The sequence below is a fragment of the Pseudomonas sp. DTU12.1 genome, assembly GCF_009873475.1.
Lineage (GTDB): Bacteria > Pseudomonadota > Gammaproteobacteria > Pseudomonadales > Pseudomonadaceae > Aquipseudomonas > Aquipseudomonas proteolytica.
In genome coordinates this window covers 4,912,342-4,933,861 of sequence record NZ_CP045254.1, presented here as the reverse complement: position 1 = coordinate 4,933,861, position 21,520 = coordinate 4,912,342, and the positions used below count along the sequence as shown (strand labels likewise).

Here is a 21,520-nt window from a genome sequence, read left to right as displayed (position 1 = left end):
CGGCCTGGCACCTCGGCTAAGGTGCGCGGCTTCTTCTTCATTTACTTGGCAAAGGCCCGGCATGACCGCACCGAACAACAACCCACTGCACGGCGTTACCCTCGAACAGGTGCTCACCGCGCTGGTAGCGCATTACGAATGGCAAGGCCTTGCCGAGCGCATCGACATCCGCTGCTTCAAGAACGACCCGAGCATCAAGTCGAGCCTGACGTTCTTGCGCAAGACGCCATGGGCGCGGGAAAAGGTCGAAGGGTTGTACGTCAAGTTGATGCGCACCAAACGCCCCCAGGAATGAGGGCATATGTGGCAGGGGCAGCGCTGGCCGGTTGGGCGGGCCTGACGATCCAGCTGTACCTGATTGGCTATTCGCGCTGGATGGCCGATGCCAGCCTGTTGGGCGGCCTGGTGAACTTCTTCAGCTTTTTTACCGTGCTGACCAACACCCTGGCCGCTGTGGTGTTGAGTTATGCACTGGTGAATCGCCCTTCGGCCGCACGCCGGTTTTTCCTGCTCCCGGCGGTCAGCAGCGGTATTGCGGTGAGCATTGTCGTGGTGGGCCTGGCGTATAGCTTGCTGTTGCGGCATTTGTGGAGCCCCGAGGGCTGGCAGTTTATCGCCGACGAATTGCTGCACGATGTGATGCCGTTGCTGTTCCTGGGCTACTGGTGGTTCTGTGTGCCCAAGGGCGCGCTGCGGCTCAGGCACGTCGGGTACTGGGTGATTTACCCGTTGGTGTACTTCGCTTATGTACTGCTGCGCGGGCACGCCCTGGGGCAATACCAGTACCCGTTCATTGATGTAGGGACGCTGGGTTATCCACAGGTGTTTATGAATGCCGGGGGCATCCTGTTGGGGTTTGTGTTGGTGGCATTGGCGCTAGTGGGCCTGGACAAGATCCTGAAGCCGGCAGCGTAGTTCAAAACCCCTGTGGCGAGCGGGCTTGCCCCGCGCTGGGTGGCGAAGCCGCCCCAAACCCTGCTGGCTCGGTGTGTCTGAACTAGAGGGGGCTGCTTCGCAGCCCAGCGCGGGGCAAGCCCGCTCGCCACAGCAGCTCTGTCTGCCTGGAGAAGGGCTATTCCTCGTCGCTGCCCTGTGCACGCCAGTAACCCACGGCCTTGACGAACTCATCGTTGAGCTTGTGCTCGTCAAGCAGCACCCGGCGTACCTGGCGCGACAGCTTGGTCTCGGTGGCGACCCAGGCATACAACGAGCCTTCTGGCACTTGCAGGTCGCGTAGGGTGCCGAGCAACTCATCCTGGCCACGCACTACCCAGGTCACCTGCACATCGGCTGCGCTGTCGAGTGCCTGCTTTTCATGCTCATCGGCAATCTCGATCACCACCAGCGCCTTGCGCCCTGCCGGCAGTTCTTCCAGGCGGCGGGCAATGGCCGGGATGGCGGTTTCGTCGCCCACCAGCAGATAGCTGTCGAAGATGTCCGGCACGATCATCGACCCGCGGGGGCCGGCAATGTGCAGGTGCTGGCCGGGCTTGGCCTGTTCGGCCCAGGTGGAGGCCGGGCCGTCGCCGTGCAGCACGAAGTCGATATCCAACTCGCCGCGGCTCAAGTCGATCCGACGCGGGGTGTAGTCGCGCATCGCCGGTTGTGGCCCCTCGCCCTTGACACTGAATGTCGGGCTTTCCAGTGCCGCCTGCTCGGCAGCGTTCTGTGCGAACAGCAGCTTGATATGGTCATCGCTACCCAGGCTGACGAACCCCGCCAACTGCTCGCCACCCAGGGTGATACGGCGCATGCGCGGGGTGATGTCGACCACGCGCAGCACCTCCAGGCGCCGGCGTTTGATCTCGTGGCTCACACGGTGAATGACAGGCGTACTCATAGGGTTTTCCCCTGTACAGGTGGGACGGCCGGGCCGTCCACAATGGCTTGGGCGGTGCTGTTGAGCAGCGCCGCGACGCGGGTGATTTCTTCCGGGCTCCAGCGCCCGTGGTGCAACTGCAAGGCATGGCGCAGGTTGTGCACCGCCTCGTGGATTTGCGGCGGTCGGTCGTGGCCGCGCAATGAGCGTTTGCTGACATCAATGCGCATGCGCACACCGTCCAGCGCAATGGCTTGCTCACTTAAGAACAGACGTCCGGCGTCGGTGATTGTGTAGCGTTTTTTTCCACCCTGGGCGTCGCCGGTGATCAGTTCGCTTTCTTCAAGGAAGGTCAGGGTGGGGTAGATCACCCCGGGGCTGGGGCTGTAGGCGCCATCGAACAGGCCTTCGATCTGGCGGATCAGGTCGTAGCCATGGCACGGCTGTTCGGCGATCAACGCCGGTAGCAACAGCTTCAGGTCGCCGGGGGCGAAGACCCGCGGGCCTCGACCAGCGCGTTCGCGGCCTGGGCGTTTTTCGAAGCCGTCGCGGTCGTCACCGGGTTCACGGTGGGAATGAGGGTCTCTCATTGTCATGCTCTCTGCTGTGTGGTTTAGACATAACGTAAGATATATCTTAAATTCCGGCCAGAGGCAGGTGACCAACGGTCATCCGTGGGCGGACGAGCCGAGCGCCAAGTTAATTTATTCCCCATAAGTTGCGCTTCATAACTAGTATTAGAGCTAAAGCTCAAACTTTCATTGGCTGTGTTATATGTCTGGTTAGTTGCTTTTGTGGTACCGTTCTTACGGAATTTTCATTGCGTATTCGCTGTAACCATTCATGTAGTCTGTATCCTACGGAAGAAATTAAAGTTTTGGCAAAGTGCCATATTTTTCCGAGTTGTCCTGTATCTATTGGCTACGGCAGCGTGGGAACTGCCTTGCATATCTGTTTTTGAAGTTGGTGGATCATCTGCCTCGCGTTGCAATCACTTAAGTTTCATCGCGACGGCTCTCATTGTGTGTTGGATCTATGGTTCAACTTTCAGTGGGTCACTAACTTGTCCGAAAACAGGAAATCACCATGTTCAAGAAGTTCGCAATTGCTGCCCCTCTGGCCCTCCTGGCGCTGAATTCGTCGATGGCATTCGCCGCCGGTGAAGCCAACCACACCGTCAACATCAAGGCGAATATCCCGACAACCGTGTTCCACGCGCAGCCACGTGACCCTAACTTCGGCCGCGATGAAAGCATGAGCTACAACCTTGTCAGCGGTGAGCTGGCGCCGTTGACCGCCGTCTACGACGTGAAAAACACCAACGGCTCGGTCCACGCCTACATCGAAGGCGGCCCGGCCGTGCTGTTCAACGGCAACGTTGCACAGAACATTGCGCTGACCACCAGCTTTAACGGTGTAGAGATGACCGGCACCCCTAAAGAAGTCGTCACCGAAGCGGACTCCACCCCAGGCGTCGCTGCTGAACTGCGCATCGTGGCAGCCAAGCCTTCGGCAACCCAGCGCGGTGCCTACACCTCCGCTGTGGCGTTGGTGTTCGACGCGGTGCTGCCAACGACACCTTGATGGTGTAGGTGCCCGCCGGGCTTGTACGCCCGCGGGCATTGGCGTTCGGGCCGGCTGATTCTCCCCGTAGGCCGGCCTGGTTTTTTGTTTTGTCTCTTGGCCCTCAGAGTATTCCTTTCATGTTCCCGATGACGCCCATCGCGGTTGCGCTTGCGCTAGTGATTTGTACGAGTGCCGTGGCCGCGCCCACGCCAGGTACCGTCACGCCCGCCAGTCTGTTGACCCAGGCCCAGGGTTTGCCTGCCGGGTTCAGCGATCACTTCTTCGATGTGCCGTTGGCGGTACAGGTTGAACTGGACCAGCAACCCATGGGAGAGGCGCTGATTTCCCTGTCGCAGGACGAACATGTGACGTTGCTGGAGTTCACCGACACCGGCGACAGCAAAGTCCCGGCGGCCACCCGCGACATCTGGCAAGCGGTGCTGGCCAGTGGTGTTGCTCTTGGTGCGTGTACCCAGTCATGCCCACAACAACTGGTGTCCACCCACTACAACCTTGAAAGCTCGCTGCTCTCGATCATCACCCAGAACGTCGAACATGGCGGCGACGCTCCGCGCTATCACGCACAGCCCGAAGGCGGCAGCCGTGGCTTGATTATCAACAACCAGCTCAACCTCAACGGCGGCGAGGATGAAGACCTGGGCGGGCGTTATGGTCTGCAGGCCAGTGCCAGCCTGGGCAACTGGACCCAGGTGTTCAATTTGCAACTGGCGCGCCAGAGTGGCGATGAAGAACAACTGCGCCACGCGATTCACGAGCTCTACACCCAACGTGAACTGGAAGGTCGCTTTTTGCGCCTGGGCCATTTCACGCCCAACTCCGATGGCCTGACCCGTCAGTTGCGCAGCTTTGGCGCCAGCCCCGATACGGCGCTGGGTGTCATGTACGGCAGCTCCGACAGTCTGGCGATCAACAACACCAAGGCCAGTGTCTATCCGATCTACGTCACCGCCAATCGCCAGGCCGCCGTGGAGATTTACCGCAACGGCCTGCTAGTCAACACCCAGGCGGTGGCGGCAGGCTTGCAGACCCTGGACACGCGACCGTTGCCCGGCGGCATCTACGAAGTCGAAGTGCGCCTGGTGGAAGATGGCCTGACCGTCAGCACCACCCAGGAGCTGGTCTACAAACCCAGCAACTGGCGCAACGCCGAAGACCGCTGGCGCTACAACGTGTTTGCCGGGCGCGAAACCAAGTTGTTCAGCAATTGGGACGAACAGTCGTCCGGCGCGGTTACTGCCGGCGCCTCGCTCAACTACCTGGTACACCCACGGGTGATCCTCGGCCTGTCGGCGCGCGAAGTGCGCGATCAACTGCAATACGGCGGCTCGGCAGACTGGACGGTGGCCAACAACACCAGCGTTTTTGCCAACCTCTACCAGACCCGTGAACACGGCACCGGCATGGACTTGCAGGGGCTCTATACCTTTGGGGCCACCAACCTGGTGTTCAGCCATAACCGCAGTTGGCTCGACACCCGTGACACCTATGAAACCCTGCCGGACGGCACGCGTCTGCGGCGCAATACCTTTGTCGGCCAGACCAGCAACTCGGCGCTCTCGGTCAACCAACGGGTCGACGCAAGAAATTCCTGGAACCTGCGCCTGTCCCACAGCGAGGGCAACGTCGAAGGCACCGGCCTGGACCTGGGCTGGAGCCGGCGCGATACCTTGTGGGGCAGCGACGCCAACTGGCGGTTCTCGGTGTTCGATCGACCGGGCACTTCTGGCACCGGCGATCAGCGCAATCGTGGCGTGGACCTCTCCGTGAGCCTGGCCTTGGGCGGCGATGGCCGGCAGATTTCCGGCAGCATCGGTACCCGTACCGACCGCGACGGTGGCCGCGATAACAATGCCTCGGTCACCTACCGCCAGGACCTCACCGAGCACCTGCTGCAAAGCGTCTCGGCCACGGCGATCACCGACACCTACGGCGTCGGCCTGTCGGGCATGGCCAGCTTTGACAGCGATGTCGTCAGCGGTGATGGCTTCGTCCAGCGCAGCTCGTTCAACGGCAACCTCAGCGGTGGCCTGAACCTGCACAGCACCTTCGTTGCCGGTGGCGACCAGATGCTGATGACCAGCCAGTACCAGACCTATGGCGCGGGGATGATCGTCGACGTCGAGACCGACCTCGATGAGATCACCTTGCGTGCCGACGACTTCAGCGGTGGCGGCGCGATCCTGCGGCCCGGGCGCAACTTTGTGCCGGTGGCCGCCTACAAGAGCAGCACGGTGAACTTCGACTTTGAGGGTAACCACCCACCGGCGGCCAACATCCAGCCGGGGCGGACCACTTATCACCTGAACAAGGGCGGGGTGGACTACCGAAAAATCACCGTAATGAAGACCGTGTCAGTGCTCGGGCGCCTGCTCGATGCCCAGGGCCAGCCGCTCAGGGGCCATCACGTGATCAACCACGCCAGCCGTGGGGTCAGCGAAGTCGACGGGTTCTTCTCCATGGAAATGAGCGCCAGCTCACCGACCCTCGAAGTGCGCTACCGCAACCAGTTGCTCTGCCAGTTCCGCCTCGACCCGGCCACCTCCGCCAATGAAAACGACGTGTTGATGATCGGTGACCTGCGCTGCACGCCGGACACCCTGGCTGAAAACACATTCCAGACCGAGACCGCTGGTTAAGGACGTTTATGAAAAAGCAGTTTGAGAGAAATGTGTTTGGCCTGTTGTTGGCTGGCTTATTGGGCGCGGTGTTGGCTGAGCCTGCAAACGCTATTAGCCAAAACATCACCGCCGTCTTTAAACCTGACCCGGCAAATCCGACCAAGAACGAATTTGTTAACACCACACCAGTGACAGGCATTTGCCAAGGGCACATGCCTGCACGATGCAAGCAGATGGGGATTTTCACGATCCGCATTGATGACTCGTTTCGAGCGGACGCCATTGCGCCCATCGAGGCCTATCACGAAGACCCGCGCAAAGGCGCCATGTGGCAAGTGCCTTCGCAGTGGCGCGATGTTCCGGTGACCCATACGCGCACCGGTGAAGTCGAGACAGTGCAGGTGCGGATAGCCGGAATTGGGCACCGTTGGGATATTCGGCCAAATACCAGCGCGTGGGCACGGCCAGGTGTTTCCTGGCAGGGACAGTGGCTGAACGCGCCCGCGCCTTGCCAGAGTACGGGGTTCCTTACCGGGCATTCGACGTTAGCGTTGTTCTTCTGGTTGGTGCCGGAAAATGCGGGTGTATGCAGTCGTTTTCCCGGAACCACCATCACCTTTTTTCAATATCGCACGCTCGAATTCGCCTATGCGCTCAGGACTCCCAACCCGCTGAGCATGTCATCGGGTGAGTACACGGGCAGCCTGACTTACACCATGGGGCCAGGACTGGACTTTGACTTTGGCGACGTAGTCATTCCAAACGACTCCCAGCTGACACTGAATTTTAATCTGTCGGTGGAACATGACCTCAAAGTCGATATCCCCCCGGGCGGCAACCGCATCGAGTTGCTCCCCGAGGGCGGCTGGCAAGCCTGGCTCAACCGTGGGCGTGCGCCGACCCGGCTGTACCGCGACCAGACCTTCCGCATCGCCGCCAGTTCGCGTTTCAAGATGCAGCTGGAGTGCTCGATCGTGATGGGCAACACCTGCGGCTTGCGCAACGCCAATGGCGATGAAGTGCCGTTGCAGATCGCCGTGACACTGCCCAGCGGCATCGATGGGCGTGGCAACCAGGCCGTGCAAAAACGCCCCTTGCGCCTGGACGGAGACGGCACCGATCTGTTCCAGCCGTTGTTCTACGTCAACGACCGTCCCGGCACCCTGCATTTTGAAGTCCTGCGGGACGACATGGCCGGCATGCTCAACCAGCCGGGCAGCACTTACTCGGGCGTGGTGACAGTGATCTGGGATTCCGAGATTTAGTCTCGCCGCACCACCGGCGGGCCGGGCCCGCCGCATTCAATCAATGAGGCGTAGTAAACATGAAACAAGCAGCGTTATGGATCGGGTTGAGCCTGATGTCCCTCACCGCCCAGGCCGGGCCGCTGATCAATGTGGGGGTGGTGTATGACTACCTCGAAGGCGATCGCAGCTCCTACCTCAAGCGTGTATTCAATGGCGGCACCAGCACCGCGTTCATCAAGGTCAATGTGCTGGAGATCGTCTACAACGCCGACGGCACCACCCGCGAAGTTCCGGTGGCTTCGATGACCGACGACAAGGGCGCCACTACCAGCCGCGACGGCCTGATGGCCAGCCCGTCACGGCTGATCGTCCCGGTAAACGGCCGCCAGGGCACGCGCCTGTTGTACATGGGCCCGCGTGACAAGGAGCGCTATTTCCGCCTGCGCTTTATCCCCGTGGTTCCGGAAAAAGACGACAACTTCGGCATCACCGATGAAGAGCGCGTCGACTACAAGGACCACCTCGCTGCCGGGATCAACGTGATGGCCGGCTACGGCACGGTGTTTTTCGTGCGCCCCAAAGACACGCGGTTTGATACCCAGATCAACGACTCCACCGATCAATACCAACTGCGCAACGCCGGCAACAGCACCGTGGTGCTCGATGAGTTTCACGATTGCTCGGTGACCGACGCCACCGACTGCGTGCCTACCACCAAGCACCACATCCTGCCCGAGCGGCAATTGAAGTTCGAGAAAAAACCGGGCCGGCGCTACAGCTTCGTGCTGGTGGAAGGGCTGGATAAAAAACCGATGAAGGTCGAGAAAAGTAACGGGTGATGATGATGTTCAAGCAACTGACAAGACTCGGTGTACTGGCGGCTTGCATGCTGGCGGCTACCCACACCGCGGCAATCCAGGAGCGCCACTCATTCGATGTTTCGGTGACCATCCCGGTGCATGAGGCCTATGTACTGCCGTCCGAGCCGGACTGGATGGGCCAGGACCAACTATTGGCCTGGAACCTGGTGACCGAGCAACTGGGCAGGCTGCGCAAGAACTTCGACGTGAAAAACCTCAACGGCGGGGTCGCGGCCCGCCTGGGTGCCGAGCCGTACCTGTACAACGGGCGTAACCGCATCGACCTGCAGGTGCAATTCAACCGGGTAGCCCTGACCCTGGACCCGATAGAAGTAGTCAACGCCAACGACGCCCGCGCCGGCCGCCGCGCCGAACTGGACATCGCCGCGATAAAACCCGATGACGGATATCGCGGCGGCGAGTACTACGGCACAGTGCACCTGGTGTTCGACTTCCTGGCCCCCTGAACCGCACTCAAACCCCGCCCTGTGGCGAGCGGGCTTGCCCCGCGCTGGGTGGCGAAGCCGCCCCAAACCCTACTGGCGCGGTGTGCCAGAAATATCTACGGCGTCTGGAGTGGGGCTGCTGCGCAGCCCAGCGCGGGGCAAGCCCGCTCGCCACAACGGGCGCTCTGGCCGCAGTCGGGGGGCTGGCGCGGTAAATGTGGAGAGGGGGCTTGTCCCCCGTTGGGTGGCGAAGCCGCCCCAAATCCTGCTGGCTCGGTGTGCCTGAAATATCTACGGCGTCTGGAGTGGGGCTGCTGCGCAGCCCAGCGCGGGGCAAGCCCGCTCGCCACAACGGGCGCTCTGGCCGCAGTCGGGGGGCTGGCGCGGTAAATGTGGAGAGGGGGCTTGTCCCCCGTTGGGTGGCGAAGCCGCCCCAAAGCCTGCTTGCGCGGTGTGCCTGGAGAAACTGGGGTGGGTTTGTTGGGGCTGCTGCGCAGCCCAGCGCGGGGCAAGCCCGCTCGCCACAAGAAGTCTGCGGGCCACAAAAGTCCTGTAGTGCTGCTGCCGCCTGCTGCGAAGTTTCCAAAAAATCCTGACCGGCTGCCCCCGCCCCTGTGGCGAGCGGGCTTGCCCCGCGCTGGGTGGCGAAGCCGCCCCAAACCCTGCTGGCGCGGTGTACCAGAAATATCTACGGCGGTTGGAGTGGGGCTGCTGCGCAGCCCAGCGCGGGGCAAGCCCGCTCGCCACAAGAAGTCTGCGGGGCACAAAAGTCCTGTAGTGCTGCTGCCGCCCACGGTGAATTTTCCAAAAAAACCTGACCGGCTGCCCCCGTCCCTGTGGCGAGCGGGCTTGCCCCGCGCTGGGTGGCGAAGCCGCCCCAAACCCTGCTGGCGCGGTGTGCCTGAAATATCTACGGTGGGTGGAGTGGGGCTGCTGCGCAGCCCAGCGCGGGGCAAGCCCGCTCGCCACAGGAAGCCCGCTCGCCACAAGAGGTCTGCAGGCCACGAGAAGCCCGGTTGCCACAACAGGCCGGCAGGCCAGGACACGCGCCGATCGTCCGCTCAGTGCTAACTGAACTGGATTAAAGCCTGGCGGGTCAGGCGGCGGGCAAGTTCGTTGTAGTCATTTTGGATGCGCTCGTAAAAACCCAGCACAGTGCTGTCTGGCAATGGTTGTTCGGTAAGTACCACGTTGTGTGGGATAACCAGTTCGTCGGCCAGCACCACCAGTTGCTCGCGCACTTGTGTCTTGGCCTCGGCCGTCAGTTGGCCTGCGGACCATTGTTGGTGCAGTTCCAGCAGGTCCTGCAGTTGGCTGCCGGCCTTTTCCCGCAGTTCGTCCTGGGTGTTGAAGGCTTGGAGATGGGCGTCGTGCAGGTAGTCGTTCCAGAACGGTTGCTCCAGTACGCCGTTGACCAGCCCGTCACCTTGCTGCAACTGGCGAATCGCACGTGCCGCTCTGTCGAGATGGGCCTGGGTTACCCTGGCGGTGTTGCGGTAGACCATGTGTTCGGACACCCACGGCAGGTTCAGGCGTGTCTTGAGCCCGGTCTGGTAGGCGAGGTAGACCTGCACGTCATCCACCTGGCCTTCACCGCTGCCAAAGGTTTGCCCCAGGCCGCCTTCGCTGACCGGGGTGACGCGGTGCAGGACTTCTTCGCGGGCCAGTCGGTTGACCTGGTCCAGGCGCCAGGATTGCCTGGCCAGGTTCACCAGGCGGCTCTCGCGTTGGAGCAGTGCCTGCGGGGAGTTATCCTTGAGAATGTGTTCGAGCATAGTCTCGACGCCCATGCGATTGAATACATGCGCGCCGGCATCCGCGCAATTGACCGGCGTCGCGGCCAGGCTGAACATCCGCTCGCGAAACTGCGGGTTCTCATCCATCGCAAACAGCAACTGCCAGACCCGTATGGCCAGGTCTTCCCGGCCTTCGCGAAACAATTGCGCATCTATCTCGGTCTGGAACTCCACCGGTGGGCGCAACAGTTTGAGGAGGTCGAAAACTCCCTGGGAGCCATGCTCTTTTTCAACGTCGTCCCAGACGTTGATGGCCACGTCGCGCTCGTCGCCGTCCAGGCCAGACAACCAATACTGCCGCTCACTCGCACCGCTGCGGGGCGCCGTGCGATAGGGGTCGAAACCAAACGCCCGGCGGTAGCTGACAAAACGGTTTTCATCCTCGGGTTCGAGCTTGCCACGGTCCAGCCAACTGCCGGCGACGATACGCGCGCCCACCGAGTCTTCGGCGAATTGCGGCACGCTGCTGACCTCAGTGTGGGTCAGGTCCAGTTCGGGGATTGCCAGTCGTGGGCTGTCCAGGCCGTCTGGCCATTGGGTGATACCGGTTCGGCGCAGGGCCAGTCGGCGCAGTTCGGGCATCAGGCTGATGTCCGGTGGCACTTTCAGCTGGTTGTGCCCCTCCAGGTTCAAGGAGCGCAACTGCCACAGCCGTTTGAGCACCTCGTAGTCATAGCGCACCCACCTGATCGGGTTATGGCCCAGGTTCAGCGCGCTCAGGTGCTTCAGGTCGGTCAGTTGAGGGGGCAGACCGGTCAGTTTGTTGTGGGACAGGTCCACCGTACGCACGCTGGGAAAGTTATGCAGAAAGCCCATTTCCTGGTCCTGCAGGCGCGTACCACTCAGGTTCAGGCGGGTGACATGGCTGAAGTCGGCCCGCAACGGTTCAATGTGGTGTATGTAGCGGCCCAGTACCAGCTCACTCAAGTCCAGCAAGGTGCCGCGAGCGCGGGGTTGCGTTGGCAACATGCTCTGGTAGGCGCCATCCTCCCAACAGGTGCGCAACTCCTTGAGGATCATCTTGCGCATCAACAGTTCGTTTTCCGCGAGCACGCTGCCTGCCGGGCCGAGGGTTCGGCGTTTGCGAATGTAGCGCAGGTCTTCGAGCAGCCTCAGGTGGTCGGCTTGCAGCTTGCCCAGCAATTGCTTACCCGCTGGGGTGCCGAGAAAGGGCATGACCTGGGCGATCTCCTCCTCGTTGAGCAAGGGGCACAGTGTGCTCAGGGTTTCTCTGAGCGTCGGCGTTTGCGCCGGCCGGCGGCGAAACAAGCGGCGGAAGGCTTCGAAGCCGGGCTTTTGCAGCAGGCGTTGAGTGACGCCCTCGTCGGCCCGACGTCGGCTGGGTGCTTCCAATACCGTACGGCGTGCGGCCAGGGGTTCAAGTTGCTCCTTGAACCAGGCCCTGAATATCTCGCCCTGGCCTGGCCGGTAGCCGAGCGCGTCAGCGGGGAGCACGCGCAACAGGGCTTCGTAGAAACTGTACTGCGCCACGTCCGGTGCACCGTGGATCTGGTAGCGTCCCTGGCTTTGGTACAACAGGATTTTCTGCGTGCCGGCGTCAGTCGGGCCGACCTGACAACGCAAGGGACCATCGGCCGATTGCCTATGGATGGCGATATTCAGGTCGCCCAGCGAGTCGCTGTTCAAGCGCACGATATTCAAGGCCATGCGCTCGGTATCCGGCGTCAGTAAGGCATCGTCGTACAGGCCTTCGCTGGCGTGGCTGGCGCGTACTTCGTTGGCCAGTTCCCGGGCGAGGTTTTTCAGGCGCAGGGGGATGCGCTGCTCGCTGCTCATCACCTCCAGCTCCTCGGGCGAGGTGCGCAGCAGCAACAGGCTCACCAGATCGCTGGGCAGGTGCGGGAACTGCTGTTGAATCAGTTGGCCGTGAGGCGTGTCGAGCACTTCGCGGGTGCTATAGAGGTGGTTGAAAATCGCGGTCTTCTGCGGCACCAGGCGCTCGGCCAGTTGCCCGCGCAAGGCCTCGACCTGCCCGGATTGCGTGGCGGGCACCGGCGAGGGCAGTAGCGCCTTGAGTTCTGCCTCGCTGAGAAACGCCACGACGTGCTCGGGCAACTTGCCGGCCCGGACGTCTTGATGGCTGATTTTCAGGGTGTTGGCGTGTGTGGCGTCGGTGGCTCCGTAGCGCATGGCATAGCCGCTCAAATCGTTATTGATAAACACATCGATGGCTTTGTCTGAGGGCCAGCCGGCCAGCTCGCTGATGGTTTGCACTGACCAATTGGTCGGCAGATCAGGCATGGCGCCGGTGCGCATCTGCTGCGGTGCCTGTTCGACTTGCCGGTGCAGGCGGCGGCGCTTGAGGCTGTCGGCCAGCAGGGGCGGCGGCGGTTCGCGGTGGGCGTACATCATGCGCAAGGCGCCGTCGTGGGTGCCGCTGGTTTCACAGGCCTGCTCCAGCTCTGCGGGCGTGAGGCCCTGCGCCAAGGGGCCCAGGCGGGTGCGCAAGGTCTCACGGTCCCAGCTATGCGGGTCTTCTGCCTCATGCAGCCAGGCGCCATGGTCGTTGTGGTCGAGTTTCGGTGCATAGGCGTGCGGCCGGCTCGGGTGCTTGATCCGGTACGTGTCGGCGGTGGGGTCGTGTTCGACCACATAGTGCCGGCCCTCCAGGCGCAGGATGGCGGTGTCGCCCTGGGCATGCAGGCCCAGGGCATCGGGCTGTGCGTCGCTGTGCAGTTGCAGGTCGTTGCGTGCGTAAGGCGTCAGGTCCGGGTTCCATAGGCGGGGTTGCCCGTCGACGTCGATCGGGTGCAAACCGTCGACAAACGACGAGCGCTTGAAGGCACTGCCAAGGCCTGCTCCGGCGGCGAAGGTGGCCAGTTGCACGACATCGGTGGCCACGCTGACAAGGTGGTCGGCCGCTTCGCGAAATTGCCCTTCACCCAGGTCTACCAGGCCTTCGATGGCATCGCTGCTCAGTTGATAGGCGGTATAGGCCAGCATCAACTCACCGAGGAACGGCACGAAGGGTGTGATGACCAGCAGGGCGATGTTGAAAATATCCGCGACGATTTTTGTCAGGTTGTCCCACCAGGCCCAGCGCTGGTGACTGTCGGCATCGGCGGTGGCGACGGCAATCGTGCGCCCATCATTGAGAATCTTGTTCAGGGCTTGCTGATAGAGGTGCTCCCACAGATCAACGTCGATACGCACCGCCGAAAACTGCAGGCGGGGATTGTCCAGCAGCGTTTCGCGCCATTGCGGGCGCGGGTCCAGGGGCGATGCTTGATGCCACTGCACCCGGCACAAACGCTGATCCAGCCCGGCAAAGAAATGCCCGCGCAGCCCATGGTCGACAAACTGGCTGAAGAACTGCTGGTAAGTCTGCTGCCCCCGTGAGGGGATCGGCGCGTTGGCTTGCAGTTTGCGCGTCAAGTCGCGCATGAAGGCCAGGCTGGAGTCGTATTCCTTGACCGGGCTTTCGGGATCATGGGGGATATAGGCGATCAGTTTTGACACGCTGGATACCCGATCCAGGTCTGCGGCAATCAGCAGGATCCCGGTCAGTGGCGCATCCAGAATGTGCAATTGGTAGAACTGCAACACCCCGCGCTCACCGCGCAATGCGCGCATCAACACCCCGTAGGCCGCCCGCCCCAGGTCTGGAACCTGTTGGTCATTGGTTTTCAGCGCCGCCAGTTGCGCGGCGGCTTTGAGGGCGGCTTTTTGACTGGCGATGATGCTGTGCTTGAGTGCGGCGCGGGCGGCGGGATCGCTGGGCAGCAGGTGGTCTTGCAAATGCTGCTGATAGCGGGTGCCAAGGTCCAGTTCTCGGCACAGCGCCTTGAACTGCTGGATGGACATTTTGGGGTGCAGGGGTTTGAGGGTGAAGTGGCCCCGGTAGTCGGGTTGAGAGATGTAGCAGGAGTCGTCTTCAAAGGTTTCGCTCGCGGCAAAGTTATGCAGCGCCGCATCCAGCAGTGACACTTTGCGGCTGGTCACGCCAGGGACAATAGTGAGTGCGTACCAGGGCAATTTTTTGGGGATATACAGGTTGAGGAACGTACTTTTGACGTCGACGTTCAGGTGGTATTTGTAGTAGATGGCCTGCTTCAACAACGGCTCGGCAAACGCATACACGTCTTGCACCTCGCGCAGTTGGCGATCCACCGCGTTTTGCGCGCGCCAGCCTTCGGCATTGGTGCGCTGCAGCACTTGGTGTTGGCTGGGCGAGGCGCTGGCGTACCAGGCCGGTCGGGACAGTTCGGCGCTGCCCAATGGGCTGACCCTGGCCAGGGTGGCGGTGGTAAGCCAGTCGGGGATGAGCTGTGTTAGCCGTTCATAGTGGGGCCCTTTATAGAGTGTCGTAGGCGATTGGGCAGGAGTGGGCAATTCGGGCATGCAGTAACGCTCGCTAGATGATTTTAAGCATTAGCGTATCTGCTGAAGTTCAGAACAAAAGTTCAAAATCCTGGGGATGATTCGCGGTTCAAGTGCGGCAAAAGTTCATTATTCAAATGCATGACTGAGATAACTAACACCCGGTTGCGGAGCTTGCGTGTATTCAACCGAAGTGGATGCCGGGGCCTGGCACAACGTGTGTGCGCCCGGTTGCAGGTAAGGGCTGAGGATCGGTGCCATCCCCTTGAGCACCTGGACCGGTAGCGCAGAGGTGAAGGTGAAGTTTTGCGCTGAACTGCCGGGGACAAAGGCCGTCAGCGTGCCGAAGTGCTGGTCGCCGATATAGAACACGAAAGTCGCAGTACGGTTGATCGACTTGGAACTGAGAATACGGCCGCCGGCGCCCACGGCCTCGATGCGGTTGTCGCCGGTGCCGGTCTTGCCGCCCATGGTCAGGGGCGTGCCATCGGCGAGTTTGAAACTACCCGCCACGCGTTTGGCTGTGCCGGCGTCCACCACTTGCGACAGCGCGGCGCGCAGGGCGGTGGCCACCGCACTGGGCATCACCCGTTTGCCGCGGTCCGGGTCGTTGACCACGCGGGTGTCGTAGGGCGTGGCGGCGGCAAAGTGCAGGCTGTCGATGCGCAAGGGTGGCTGGCGCACACCGTCATTGAGGATGGTGCCCACCAACTCCGCCAGCGCTGCCGGACGGTCGCCCGAACTGCCGATGGCGGTGGCCAGGGACGGCACCAGGTGGTCGAAGGGGTAGCCGACCTGCTGCCAGCGCTGGTGAATGTCCAGGAACGCTTCAATCTCCAGCATGGTGCGGATCCGACTGTCGCGGGCGCTCTTGTGCCGGCTCTTGAACAGCCAGCTGTAGACTTCCTGGCGCTCATGTTCGCTGGCGGCGACGGCCTGGGAGAACGTCGCGTCGGGGTGGTTGAGCAGGTAGCCCAACAGCCATAGGTCCAGCGGGTGGACCTTGGCAATATAGCCCTGGTCGGGCAGGTCATAGACCCCGGGGCCGTAGTTGATATAGAGCGTGTCGAGGCGCGCATCGGTGAGTTTTTCGGCGCTTTTGGTCGCCGGCAGGTGGGCCCGGACGAAGCTGTTGAAACTCTGCTGACTGGCCTGCGGCAACAGGTAGCGATGCACGGCGGCCAGGCGCATGGCGGTGGGGTGCATGCTGTCGAGAAAGGTGTCGAGACGGGCCTGGGTGTCTTTGTTGCGGTACTTTTTCCAGAAACGCAGCAGGAACGTGGTGCCCTCGCGGTCGGCAAAACGAGCCAGGTATTCCTGACGACGCGGGTCGCTGTCGTCCTTGAGCAACTCGGCGCTGTTGTTGGGCCCCTGGTAAGTGCTGTAGCGCACCAGGTCACGCATCAGGCGGATGAACGGCAGGTTGATCGACTCGCGCAGGGCATCGCGCAGGGTCGGGTTGCGGCCGTTGTCTTCATTGCGAAAGTTATGGAAGCGATGCAAGCCGCCCCCAGTAAAAAAAGCTTCGCCGGGGCTGGCCGAGTATTGCCGGTCGAGGGCCGCATCGAGCATGTTCGCCAGGCTGTGGTCGTTGTGCTGTATCAGGTAATCCACGGCCCAGCGAGTCAGGCGATCCTGGTCGTTGACCTCGATTTTTTTCAGCGCGGCGGGCGCCTGCCCGGCATAGCGCTCATGCAGTTCGCTGATCATCTGCAGGTAGGTGGTCAGCACCCGCAGCTTGGCGGTAGAGCCCAGTTCCAGCTTGCTGCCCTCGTTGATATCGAAGGGTTGGTCGGTGCTGTCGGTCTGCACCCGCACCCGCGCGCCGTCGGCGGTCATCTCGTAGAGGTTGAAGCTATAGCGCACCTGGGCGGTGCTGGTGGGCGTCAACAAGCGCGGGCCGAGCAGCCCCAATTGCGCGGCAAACGCCGGGTCTGCCAGGCGCTTGAGGTAGTCGGTGGCCTGGGTTTGCAGCTCGCTTTGCAGGGTGCTGGTGGCGGCCAGGTCCAGCCTATCCAGATCGTACAGCGGACGGTTGAGCAGGGCGGCCAGGCGGCTGCGCACCACGCTGATACCTTTGTTGGTTTCGATGGGTTGGATTGTCGGCTGTTGCTGCCAGTCGCGGTAAGTCACCTTGCTCGCCAGGGCGGCGTTGATCAGTGTCGGTTCGATCTCGCCACTTTGCCCCAGCAGGCGCAGGTGACTGTCGGTAAGGCTGGCCAGCTCATCGCGGCCCTTGGACAGGTAATGGGACGGGCGGCGCTGGGCGATCATCAGCGACAACACCTCGCGCAGGGCCAGGCCTTTTTGTGCCAGGTTTTTTGCATCGTTGCCTGCCAGCAGCGCGTTGGTCTGGTTGAAGTCGGCGCCGTACCAGACCCGCAGGCCTTCGGCGATGCCATGCACTTCACCATGCCCGGGAACGGCGGACAGCGGCACGCTGTTGAGGTAATCGCGCACGATATTTTGCCGCGCGGCCAGGGTTTGCGGACCGCCCTGGTAGGTGCGCACGCTGGCGGAAATCATCTGGCGGATCTTCTCGCCGCCGGAGAGAGTCAGCCCATCGGGGGAGTGACGATACTTTTCCAATTGCGTGGCCAGGGTACTGCCACCTGCGGTCTGGCCGGGAAGGTGCAGCAGCTTGGCCAGCTGCGACCACGCGGCCTTGGCAAAACGCGGCCAGTCCACGGCGGGGTTGGCCTGGGGTTGGGCGGGGTCCAACAGGTCGCGGTTTTCAATAAACAGAAGACTGCTGACGATCACCGGGGGAATGGCGCTGAAGCTTGGATAGAACTGTTGTGGATAGTTGAACTGGTACAGCGGTTGCGCACGGCAGTCGCTGATCGACAAGCCGGCCTGAATCTTTTCGGCATAGGGTACGAACAGGCCATGGCGGGTGTAGTCCAGCAAGTCCTGGGAAAAGTGGGCCTGGCTCTGAATCAGGTAATTGCGCTGCCGCAGGCGCGGCAGGAAATCACCCAGTGCGCTGTAGCCCAGGCGTTTGTCGAAGGGGCCGTCTCCTGGGTACACAATGGCGTCGCTGGGCCCCGGTTGCACGGTGTACACCAGCGTGGCCGCGACACGGCTGAACTCCCGGGCCTGCCATTTGGAACTGCGCACCTCCCGCGAGGCGGCATACGCCAGAGCGACCAGCCCCACCACCAGCAAAAGCCAGAACCAGCGCCACCCGCGCCTGCGTCTACGGGGAATTTGTGGCAATGACTGATCGTCCGGACTGTCGGTGGGTTGCGCAGCGGTGGTCGAACCGGTTTGCCATAACGCGCCCATAGTCGATTGATCCATTCACGCAGATTGATCGGACTTGCCTGAAGCTTAGACGCTGGTTGGCGGGTAGGCAGAATTTGTATGTGGTCGTGGAGGGCGCCGCCCCAAAGCCTGCTTGCTCGGTGTGTCTGGGGAGCTGGGGTGGGTTTTTTGGGGCTGCTGCGCAGCCCAGCGCGGGGCAAGCCCGCTCGCCACGACGAGCCCGGTTGCAACAACGGGCGCTCCGGGCACAGAAGGCAGGCTGGCGCGGTAAATGTGGAGAGGGGGCTTGTCCCCCGTTGGGGGGCGAAGCCGCCCCAAAGCCTGCTTGCTCGGTGTGTCTGGGGTAACTGGGGTGCTGGTGTTGGGGCTGCTGCGCAGCCCAGCGCGGGGCAAGCCCGCTCGCCACGACAAGCCCAGTTGCCACAACGGGCGCTCTGGCCGCAGTCGGGGGGCTGGCGCGGTAAATGTGGAGAGGGGGCTTGTCCCCCGTTGGGTGGCGAAGCCGCCCCAAAGCCTGCTTGTGCGGTGTGCCTGGAGAAACTGGGGTGGGTTTGTTGGGGCTGCTGCGCAGCCCAGCGCGGGGCAAGCCCGCTCGCCACAACAAGCCCGCTCGCCACGACGAGCCCGCTTGCCACAACGGGCGCTCTGGCCGCAGTCGGGGGGCTGGCGCGGTAAATGTGGAGAGGGGGCTTGCCCCCCGTTGGGTGGCGAAGCCGCCCCAAAGCCTGCTTGCTCGGTGTGTCTGGGGTAACTGGGGTGCTGGTGTTGGGGCTGCTGCGCAGCCCAGCGCGGGCAAGCCCGCTCGCCACGACAAGCCCGGTTGCCATGACGAGCCCAGTTGCCACAGTAAGTGGGCTAAAGCCAGGCGGCGTCCCAGAGGGGGTAGTCACCGATGTGGTCGACCAAGCCGGCACGCAGGGGGTTGGCGACGATGTAGCGGGCAATTCGGCGAATGTCTTCTTCGGCGCGGACTGCGCGGTCATGGTAGCCACTTTGCCAGAAGCGTTCCCTGATGCCCCGTGCGCGGTTGATGGTCAATGTGCTGCGGGACTTGGTCCTGCCGATGACCTGGGACAAGGGGGCGTCGCCTAGCTCAAATAACCAATGCAGGTGATCCGGCATGATGACCCATGCCAGCGAGTTGACCAGGCCCAGGTCATGGGTGTGCTTGAGTTCTGCAACCAATAACCTACCCAGGCGCAAGTTGCTGAATAGTGGATAGCGTTGGTGGACCACGGTGGTGATGAGATAGGCCCGCCCTGGCTCGCAATAGCGGCCCAGGCGTAACAAATGGGAGTTGGGTTTCTGGGGCAATCCTTTGCTCCTTGAGGTATGGGTGGAAGGTTTATTGACCCTAGTACTTGGTGTTGGAACGAGATCCTGAAATCGGTGTGCGGATGTATCTGTGATGGGGTGTTTGCCCTATGGCCGGAGCGCTGTAGCGGGGGGCGCGACGCCAGAACCTTATTGCTCGGTGTGTCTGGGGTAACTGGGGTGGGTTTGTTGGGGCTGCTGCGCAGCCCAGCGCGGGCAAGCCCGCTCGCCACGACAAGCCCGGTTGCCATGACGAGCCCGCTCGCCACGACGGGCGCTCCGGGCACAGAAGGCAGGCTGGCGCGGTAAATGTGGAGAGGGGGCTTGTCCCCCGTTGGGGGGCGAAGCCGCCCCAAAGCCTGCTTGCTCAATGCCCCTGGAGTCACTGGGCTGATAGCCCGTTCGCCATGATGGATGCTGGTCTGGAATAGCTGGTTTAGAGCCTTTAAGGCAGGTATATCCGCCGAAGGTAGGGGCATGACGGCGCACCCGCCCTGTGCAATACTCGCCGGCGTTTATTGAAGGCGATTCCTACAGGTCTCAGGGAATGCTCCTCTGTCGAGCCGGGGTTTTCCGGGACTTATCGCTGAACTTTGCTGCTTATTGAGTGAAAAGCCCTACTTGCGGCTTTTTATACTGCACCGCCGCCAAGCTGGCCGGTTTAACCGGGTCAGACGGGCTTGTCCAAAAGGCGAGCCTGGTACGACATCCTTATGGCGACCCGCCGTGAGGATGGACACTGGGTGGTTCCTATCCAATAACAAGATGAGGTTGTACCCCTATGCCCGTTGGCAATCACCTGCCCCACGGCGAGACCGCTTCCGGCGGCCCGCTCAAACGTGAACTGGGCGAACGGCATATTCGCCTGATGGCGCTTGGCGCCTGTATCGGTGTCGGTCTGTTCCTGGGTTCGGCCAAGGCCATTGAAATGGCCGGCCCGGCAATCATGCTGTCGTACATCATCGGCGGCCTGGCGATCCTGGTGATCATGCGTGCCCTCGGCGAAATGGCGGTGCATAACCCCGTCGCCGGTTCGTTCAGCCGTTATGCCCAGGATTACCTCGGCCCGTTGGCGGGCTTTCTCACTGGCTGGAACTATTGGTTCCTGTGGCTGGTGACCTGTGTGGCCGAAATCACCGCCGTCGCCGTGTACATGGGCGTCTGGTTCCCCGATACGCCCCGCTGGATCTGGGCCCTGGCGGCCCTGGTGAGCATGGGCACGATCAACCTGATCGCCGTGAAGGCGTTCGGTGAGTTCGAGTTCTGGTTCGCCCTGATCAAGATCGTCACCATCATCGCCATGGTCATCGGCGGCGTCGGTATCATCGCCTTTGGCTTCGGCAACGACGGTGTGGCGCTGGGCATTTCCAACCTGTGGGCCCACGGCGGCTTCCTGCCCAATGGTGTGCAGGGCGTGTTGATGTCGTTGCAGATGGTGATGTTCGCCTACCTCGGCGTGGAGATGATCGGCCTGACCGCCGGCGAAGCGAAGAACCCGCAGAAGACTATCCCGAACGCCATCGGCTCGGTGTTCTGGCGGATTCTGCTGTTCTACGTCGGTGCGTTGTTCGTGATTCTGTCGATCTACCCGTGGAACGAAATCGGCACCCAGGGCAGCCCGTTTGTCATGACCTTTGAGCGTCTGGGCATCAAGACGGCGGCCGGTATCATCAACTTCGTGGTGATTACCGCGGCGCTGTCGTCCTGCAACGGTGGGATCTTCAGCACCGGGCGCATGCTCTACAGCCTGGCGCAGAACGGCCAGGCCCCGGCGACATTCGGCACCACCTCCAGCAACGGCGTACCGCGTCGTGCGCTGCTGCTGTCGATCTTCGCCTTGCTGCTGGGCGTACTGCTCAACTACCTGGTGCCTGAAAAGGTGTTTGTGTGGGTGACGTCCATCGCCACCTTCGGCGCGATCTGGACGTGGGTGATGATCCTCCTGGCGCAGCTCAAGTTCCGTAAGAGCCTGAGCCCCGCCGAGAACAAGGCGTTGAAGTACCGCATGTGGTTGTACCCGGTCAGTTCGTACCTGGCGCTGGCCTTCCTGGTGTTGGTGGTGGGCCTGATGGCGTACTTCCCCGATACCCGCATTGCGTTGTATGTCGGCCCGGCCTTCCTGGTGTTGCTGACCGTGTTGTTCTACACGTTCAAACTGCAACCGACCCAAGTCAGCGGCTCGCCCCGCTCGGCTTGATGGAACATGCCCCGGCCCATAAAGCCGG

Annotated in this window: 13 protein-coding genes; 8 read left to right on the top strand and 5 right to left on the bottom strand. The window is 62.0% G+C overall.

The features are described from left to right. Positions 1-61 precede the first annotated feature (61 nt). A complete protein-coding gene (locus GDV60_RS21805) occupies positions 62-295 on the top strand; it encodes a VF530 family DNA-binding protein (protein WP_029297450.1) in 234 nt (77 codons plus the stop codon). Then, positions 292-915: a Pr6Pr family membrane protein gene (locus GDV60_RS21800; protein ID WP_159908730.1), complete on the top strand. Its 624-nt coding sequence runs from the start codon at positions 292-294 to the stop codon at positions 913-915. Before GDV60_RS21805 ends, GDV60_RS21800 begins: the two co-directional genes overlap by 4 nt. Before the next feature lie 157 nt (positions 916-1,072). Here the strand turns inward: GDV60_RS21800 and GDV60_RS21795 are convergent, their stop codons facing one another. Together GDV60_RS21795 and GDV60_RS21790 are read right to left on the bottom strand one after the other, a co-directional pair. Beyond that, entirely contained in the window at positions 1,073-1,840 is a 768-nt protein-coding gene (locus GDV60_RS21795; protein ID WP_159908728.1) for a siderophore-interacting protein, read from the bottom strand. Further along, on the bottom strand, positions 1,837-2,409 hold the full coding sequence (locus tag GDV60_RS21790; protein WP_159908726.1) for a PadR family transcriptional regulator: 573 nt from the start codon (positions 2,407-2,409) through the stop codon (positions 1,837-1,839). Before GDV60_RS21790 ends, GDV60_RS21795 begins: the two co-directional genes overlap by 4 nt. 496 nt (positions 2,410-2,905) lie before the next feature. Between GDV60_RS21790 and GDV60_RS21785 the strand changes: the two genes are divergently transcribed. The 5 genes from GDV60_RS21785 (at position 2,906) to GDV60_RS21765 (ending at position 8,598) form a co-directional block, all read left to right on the top strand. Then, positions 2,906-3,403 carry a CS1 type fimbrial major subunit gene (locus GDV60_RS21785; protein ID WP_104910852.1) on the top strand — a complete coding sequence of 166 codons (498 nt, stop codon included), beginning with the start codon at positions 2,906-2,908 and terminating at the stop codon, positions 3,401-3,403. Between the two features lie 119 nt (positions 3,404-3,522). After that, positions 3,523-6,042 (top strand): TcfC E-set like domain-containing protein, encoded by a 2,520-nt coding sequence (locus GDV60_RS21780; RefSeq protein WP_159908724.1) that lies wholly within the window; start codon positions 3,523-3,525, stop codon positions 6,040-6,042. Positions 6,043-6,050: 8 nt separating this feature from the next. Then, on the top strand, positions 6,051-7,289 hold the full coding sequence (locus GDV60_RS21775; protein WP_240160325.1) for a hypothetical protein: 1,239 nt from the start codon (positions 6,051-6,053) through the stop codon (positions 7,287-7,289). 59 nt (positions 7,290-7,348) lie between these two features. Continuing rightward, entirely contained in the window at positions 7,349-8,110 is a 762-nt protein-coding gene (locus GDV60_RS21770) for a molecular chaperone (RefSeq protein WP_159908722.1), read from the top strand. A gap of 5 nt (positions 8,111-8,115) precedes the next feature. Continuing rightward, entirely contained in the window at positions 8,116-8,598 is a 483-nt protein-coding gene (locus GDV60_RS21765) for a CS1 type fimbrial major subunit (protein ID WP_092238445.1), read from the top strand. 1,046 nt (positions 8,599-9,644) lie between these two features. Here the strand turns inward: GDV60_RS21765 and GDV60_RS21760 are convergent. The 3 genes from GDV60_RS21760 to GDV60_RS21750 all read right to left on the bottom strand — a co-directional run bounded on the left by GDV60_RS21760 (position 9,645) and on the right by GDV60_RS21750 (position 19,295). After that, complete coding sequence (locus GDV60_RS21760) at positions 9,645-14,735, bottom strand: NEL-type E3 ubiquitin ligase domain-containing protein (protein WP_159908720.1); 5,091 nt, start codon at positions 14,733-14,735, stop codon at positions 9,645-9,647. Positions 14,736-14,843: 108 nt separating this feature from the next. Next, entirely contained in the window at positions 14,844-18,002 is a 3,159-nt protein-coding gene (locus tag GDV60_RS21755; protein ID WP_159908718.1) for a transglycosylase domain-containing protein, read from the bottom strand. Between the two features lie 834 nt (positions 18,003-18,836). Further along, positions 18,837-19,295: a transposase gene (locus GDV60_RS21750; protein ID WP_092238034.1), complete on the bottom strand. Its 459-nt coding sequence runs from the start codon at positions 19,293-19,295 to the stop codon at positions 18,837-18,839. 781 nt (positions 19,296-20,076) lie between these two features. On the opposite strand from GDV60_RS21750, the gene GDV60_RS21745 reads away from it, so the two are divergent. Beyond that, positions 20,077-21,492, top strand: a complete 1,416-nt coding sequence (locus GDV60_RS21745; RefSeq protein ID WP_092238031.1) for an amino acid permease — start codon at positions 20,077-20,079, stop codon at positions 21,490-21,492. Positions 21,493-21,520: the final 28 nt, after the last annotated feature.

Excerpts from the sequence above, each read along its gene's own strand:
- GDV60_RS21795 (WP_159908728.1), bottom strand. The coding sequence starts at position 1,840 with ATGAGTACGCCTGTCATTCACCGTGTGAGCCACGAGATCAAACGCCGG.
- GDV60_RS21790 (WP_159908726.1), bottom strand. The coding sequence starts at position 2,409 with ATGAGAGACCCTCATTCCCACCGTGAACCCGGTGACGACCGCGACGGC.
- GDV60_RS21785 (WP_104910852.1), top strand. The coding sequence starts at position 2,906 with ATGTTCAAGAAGTTCGCAATTGCTGCCCCTCTGGCCCTCCTGGCGCTG.
- GDV60_RS21775 (WP_240160325.1), top strand. The coding sequence starts at position 6,051 with ATGAAAAAGCAGTTTGAGAGAAATGTGTTTGGCCTGTTGTTGGCTGGC.
- GDV60_RS21770 (WP_159908722.1), top strand. The coding sequence starts at position 7,349 with ATGAAACAAGCAGCGTTATGGATCGGGTTGAGCCTGATGTCCCTCACC.
- GDV60_RS21745 (WP_092238031.1), top strand. The coding sequence starts at position 20,077 with ATGCCCGTTGGCAATCACCTGCCCCACGGCGAGACCGCTTCCGGCGGC.
- GDV60_RS21755 (WP_159908718.1), bottom strand. The coding sequence starts at position 18,002 with ATGGGCGCGTTATGGCAAACCGGTTCGACCACCGCTGCGCAACCCACC.
- GDV60_RS21780 (WP_159908724.1), top strand. The coding sequence starts at position 3,523 with ATGTTCCCGATGACGCCCATCGCGGTTGCGCTTGCGCTAGTGATTTGT.
- GDV60_RS21765 (WP_092238445.1), top strand. The coding sequence starts at position 8,116 with ATGTTCAAGCAACTGACAAGACTCGGTGTACTGGCGGCTTGCATGCTG.
- GDV60_RS21760 (WP_159908720.1), bottom strand. The coding sequence starts at position 14,735 with ATGCCCGAATTGCCCACTCCTGCCCAATCGCCTACGACACTCTATAAA.
- GDV60_RS21800 (WP_159908730.1), top strand. The coding sequence starts at position 292 with ATGAGGGCATATGTGGCAGGGGCAGCGCTGGCCGGTTGGGCGGGCCTG.
- GDV60_RS21805 (WP_029297450.1), top strand. The coding sequence starts at position 62 with ATGACCGCACCGAACAACAACCCACTGCACGGCGTTACCCTCGAACAG.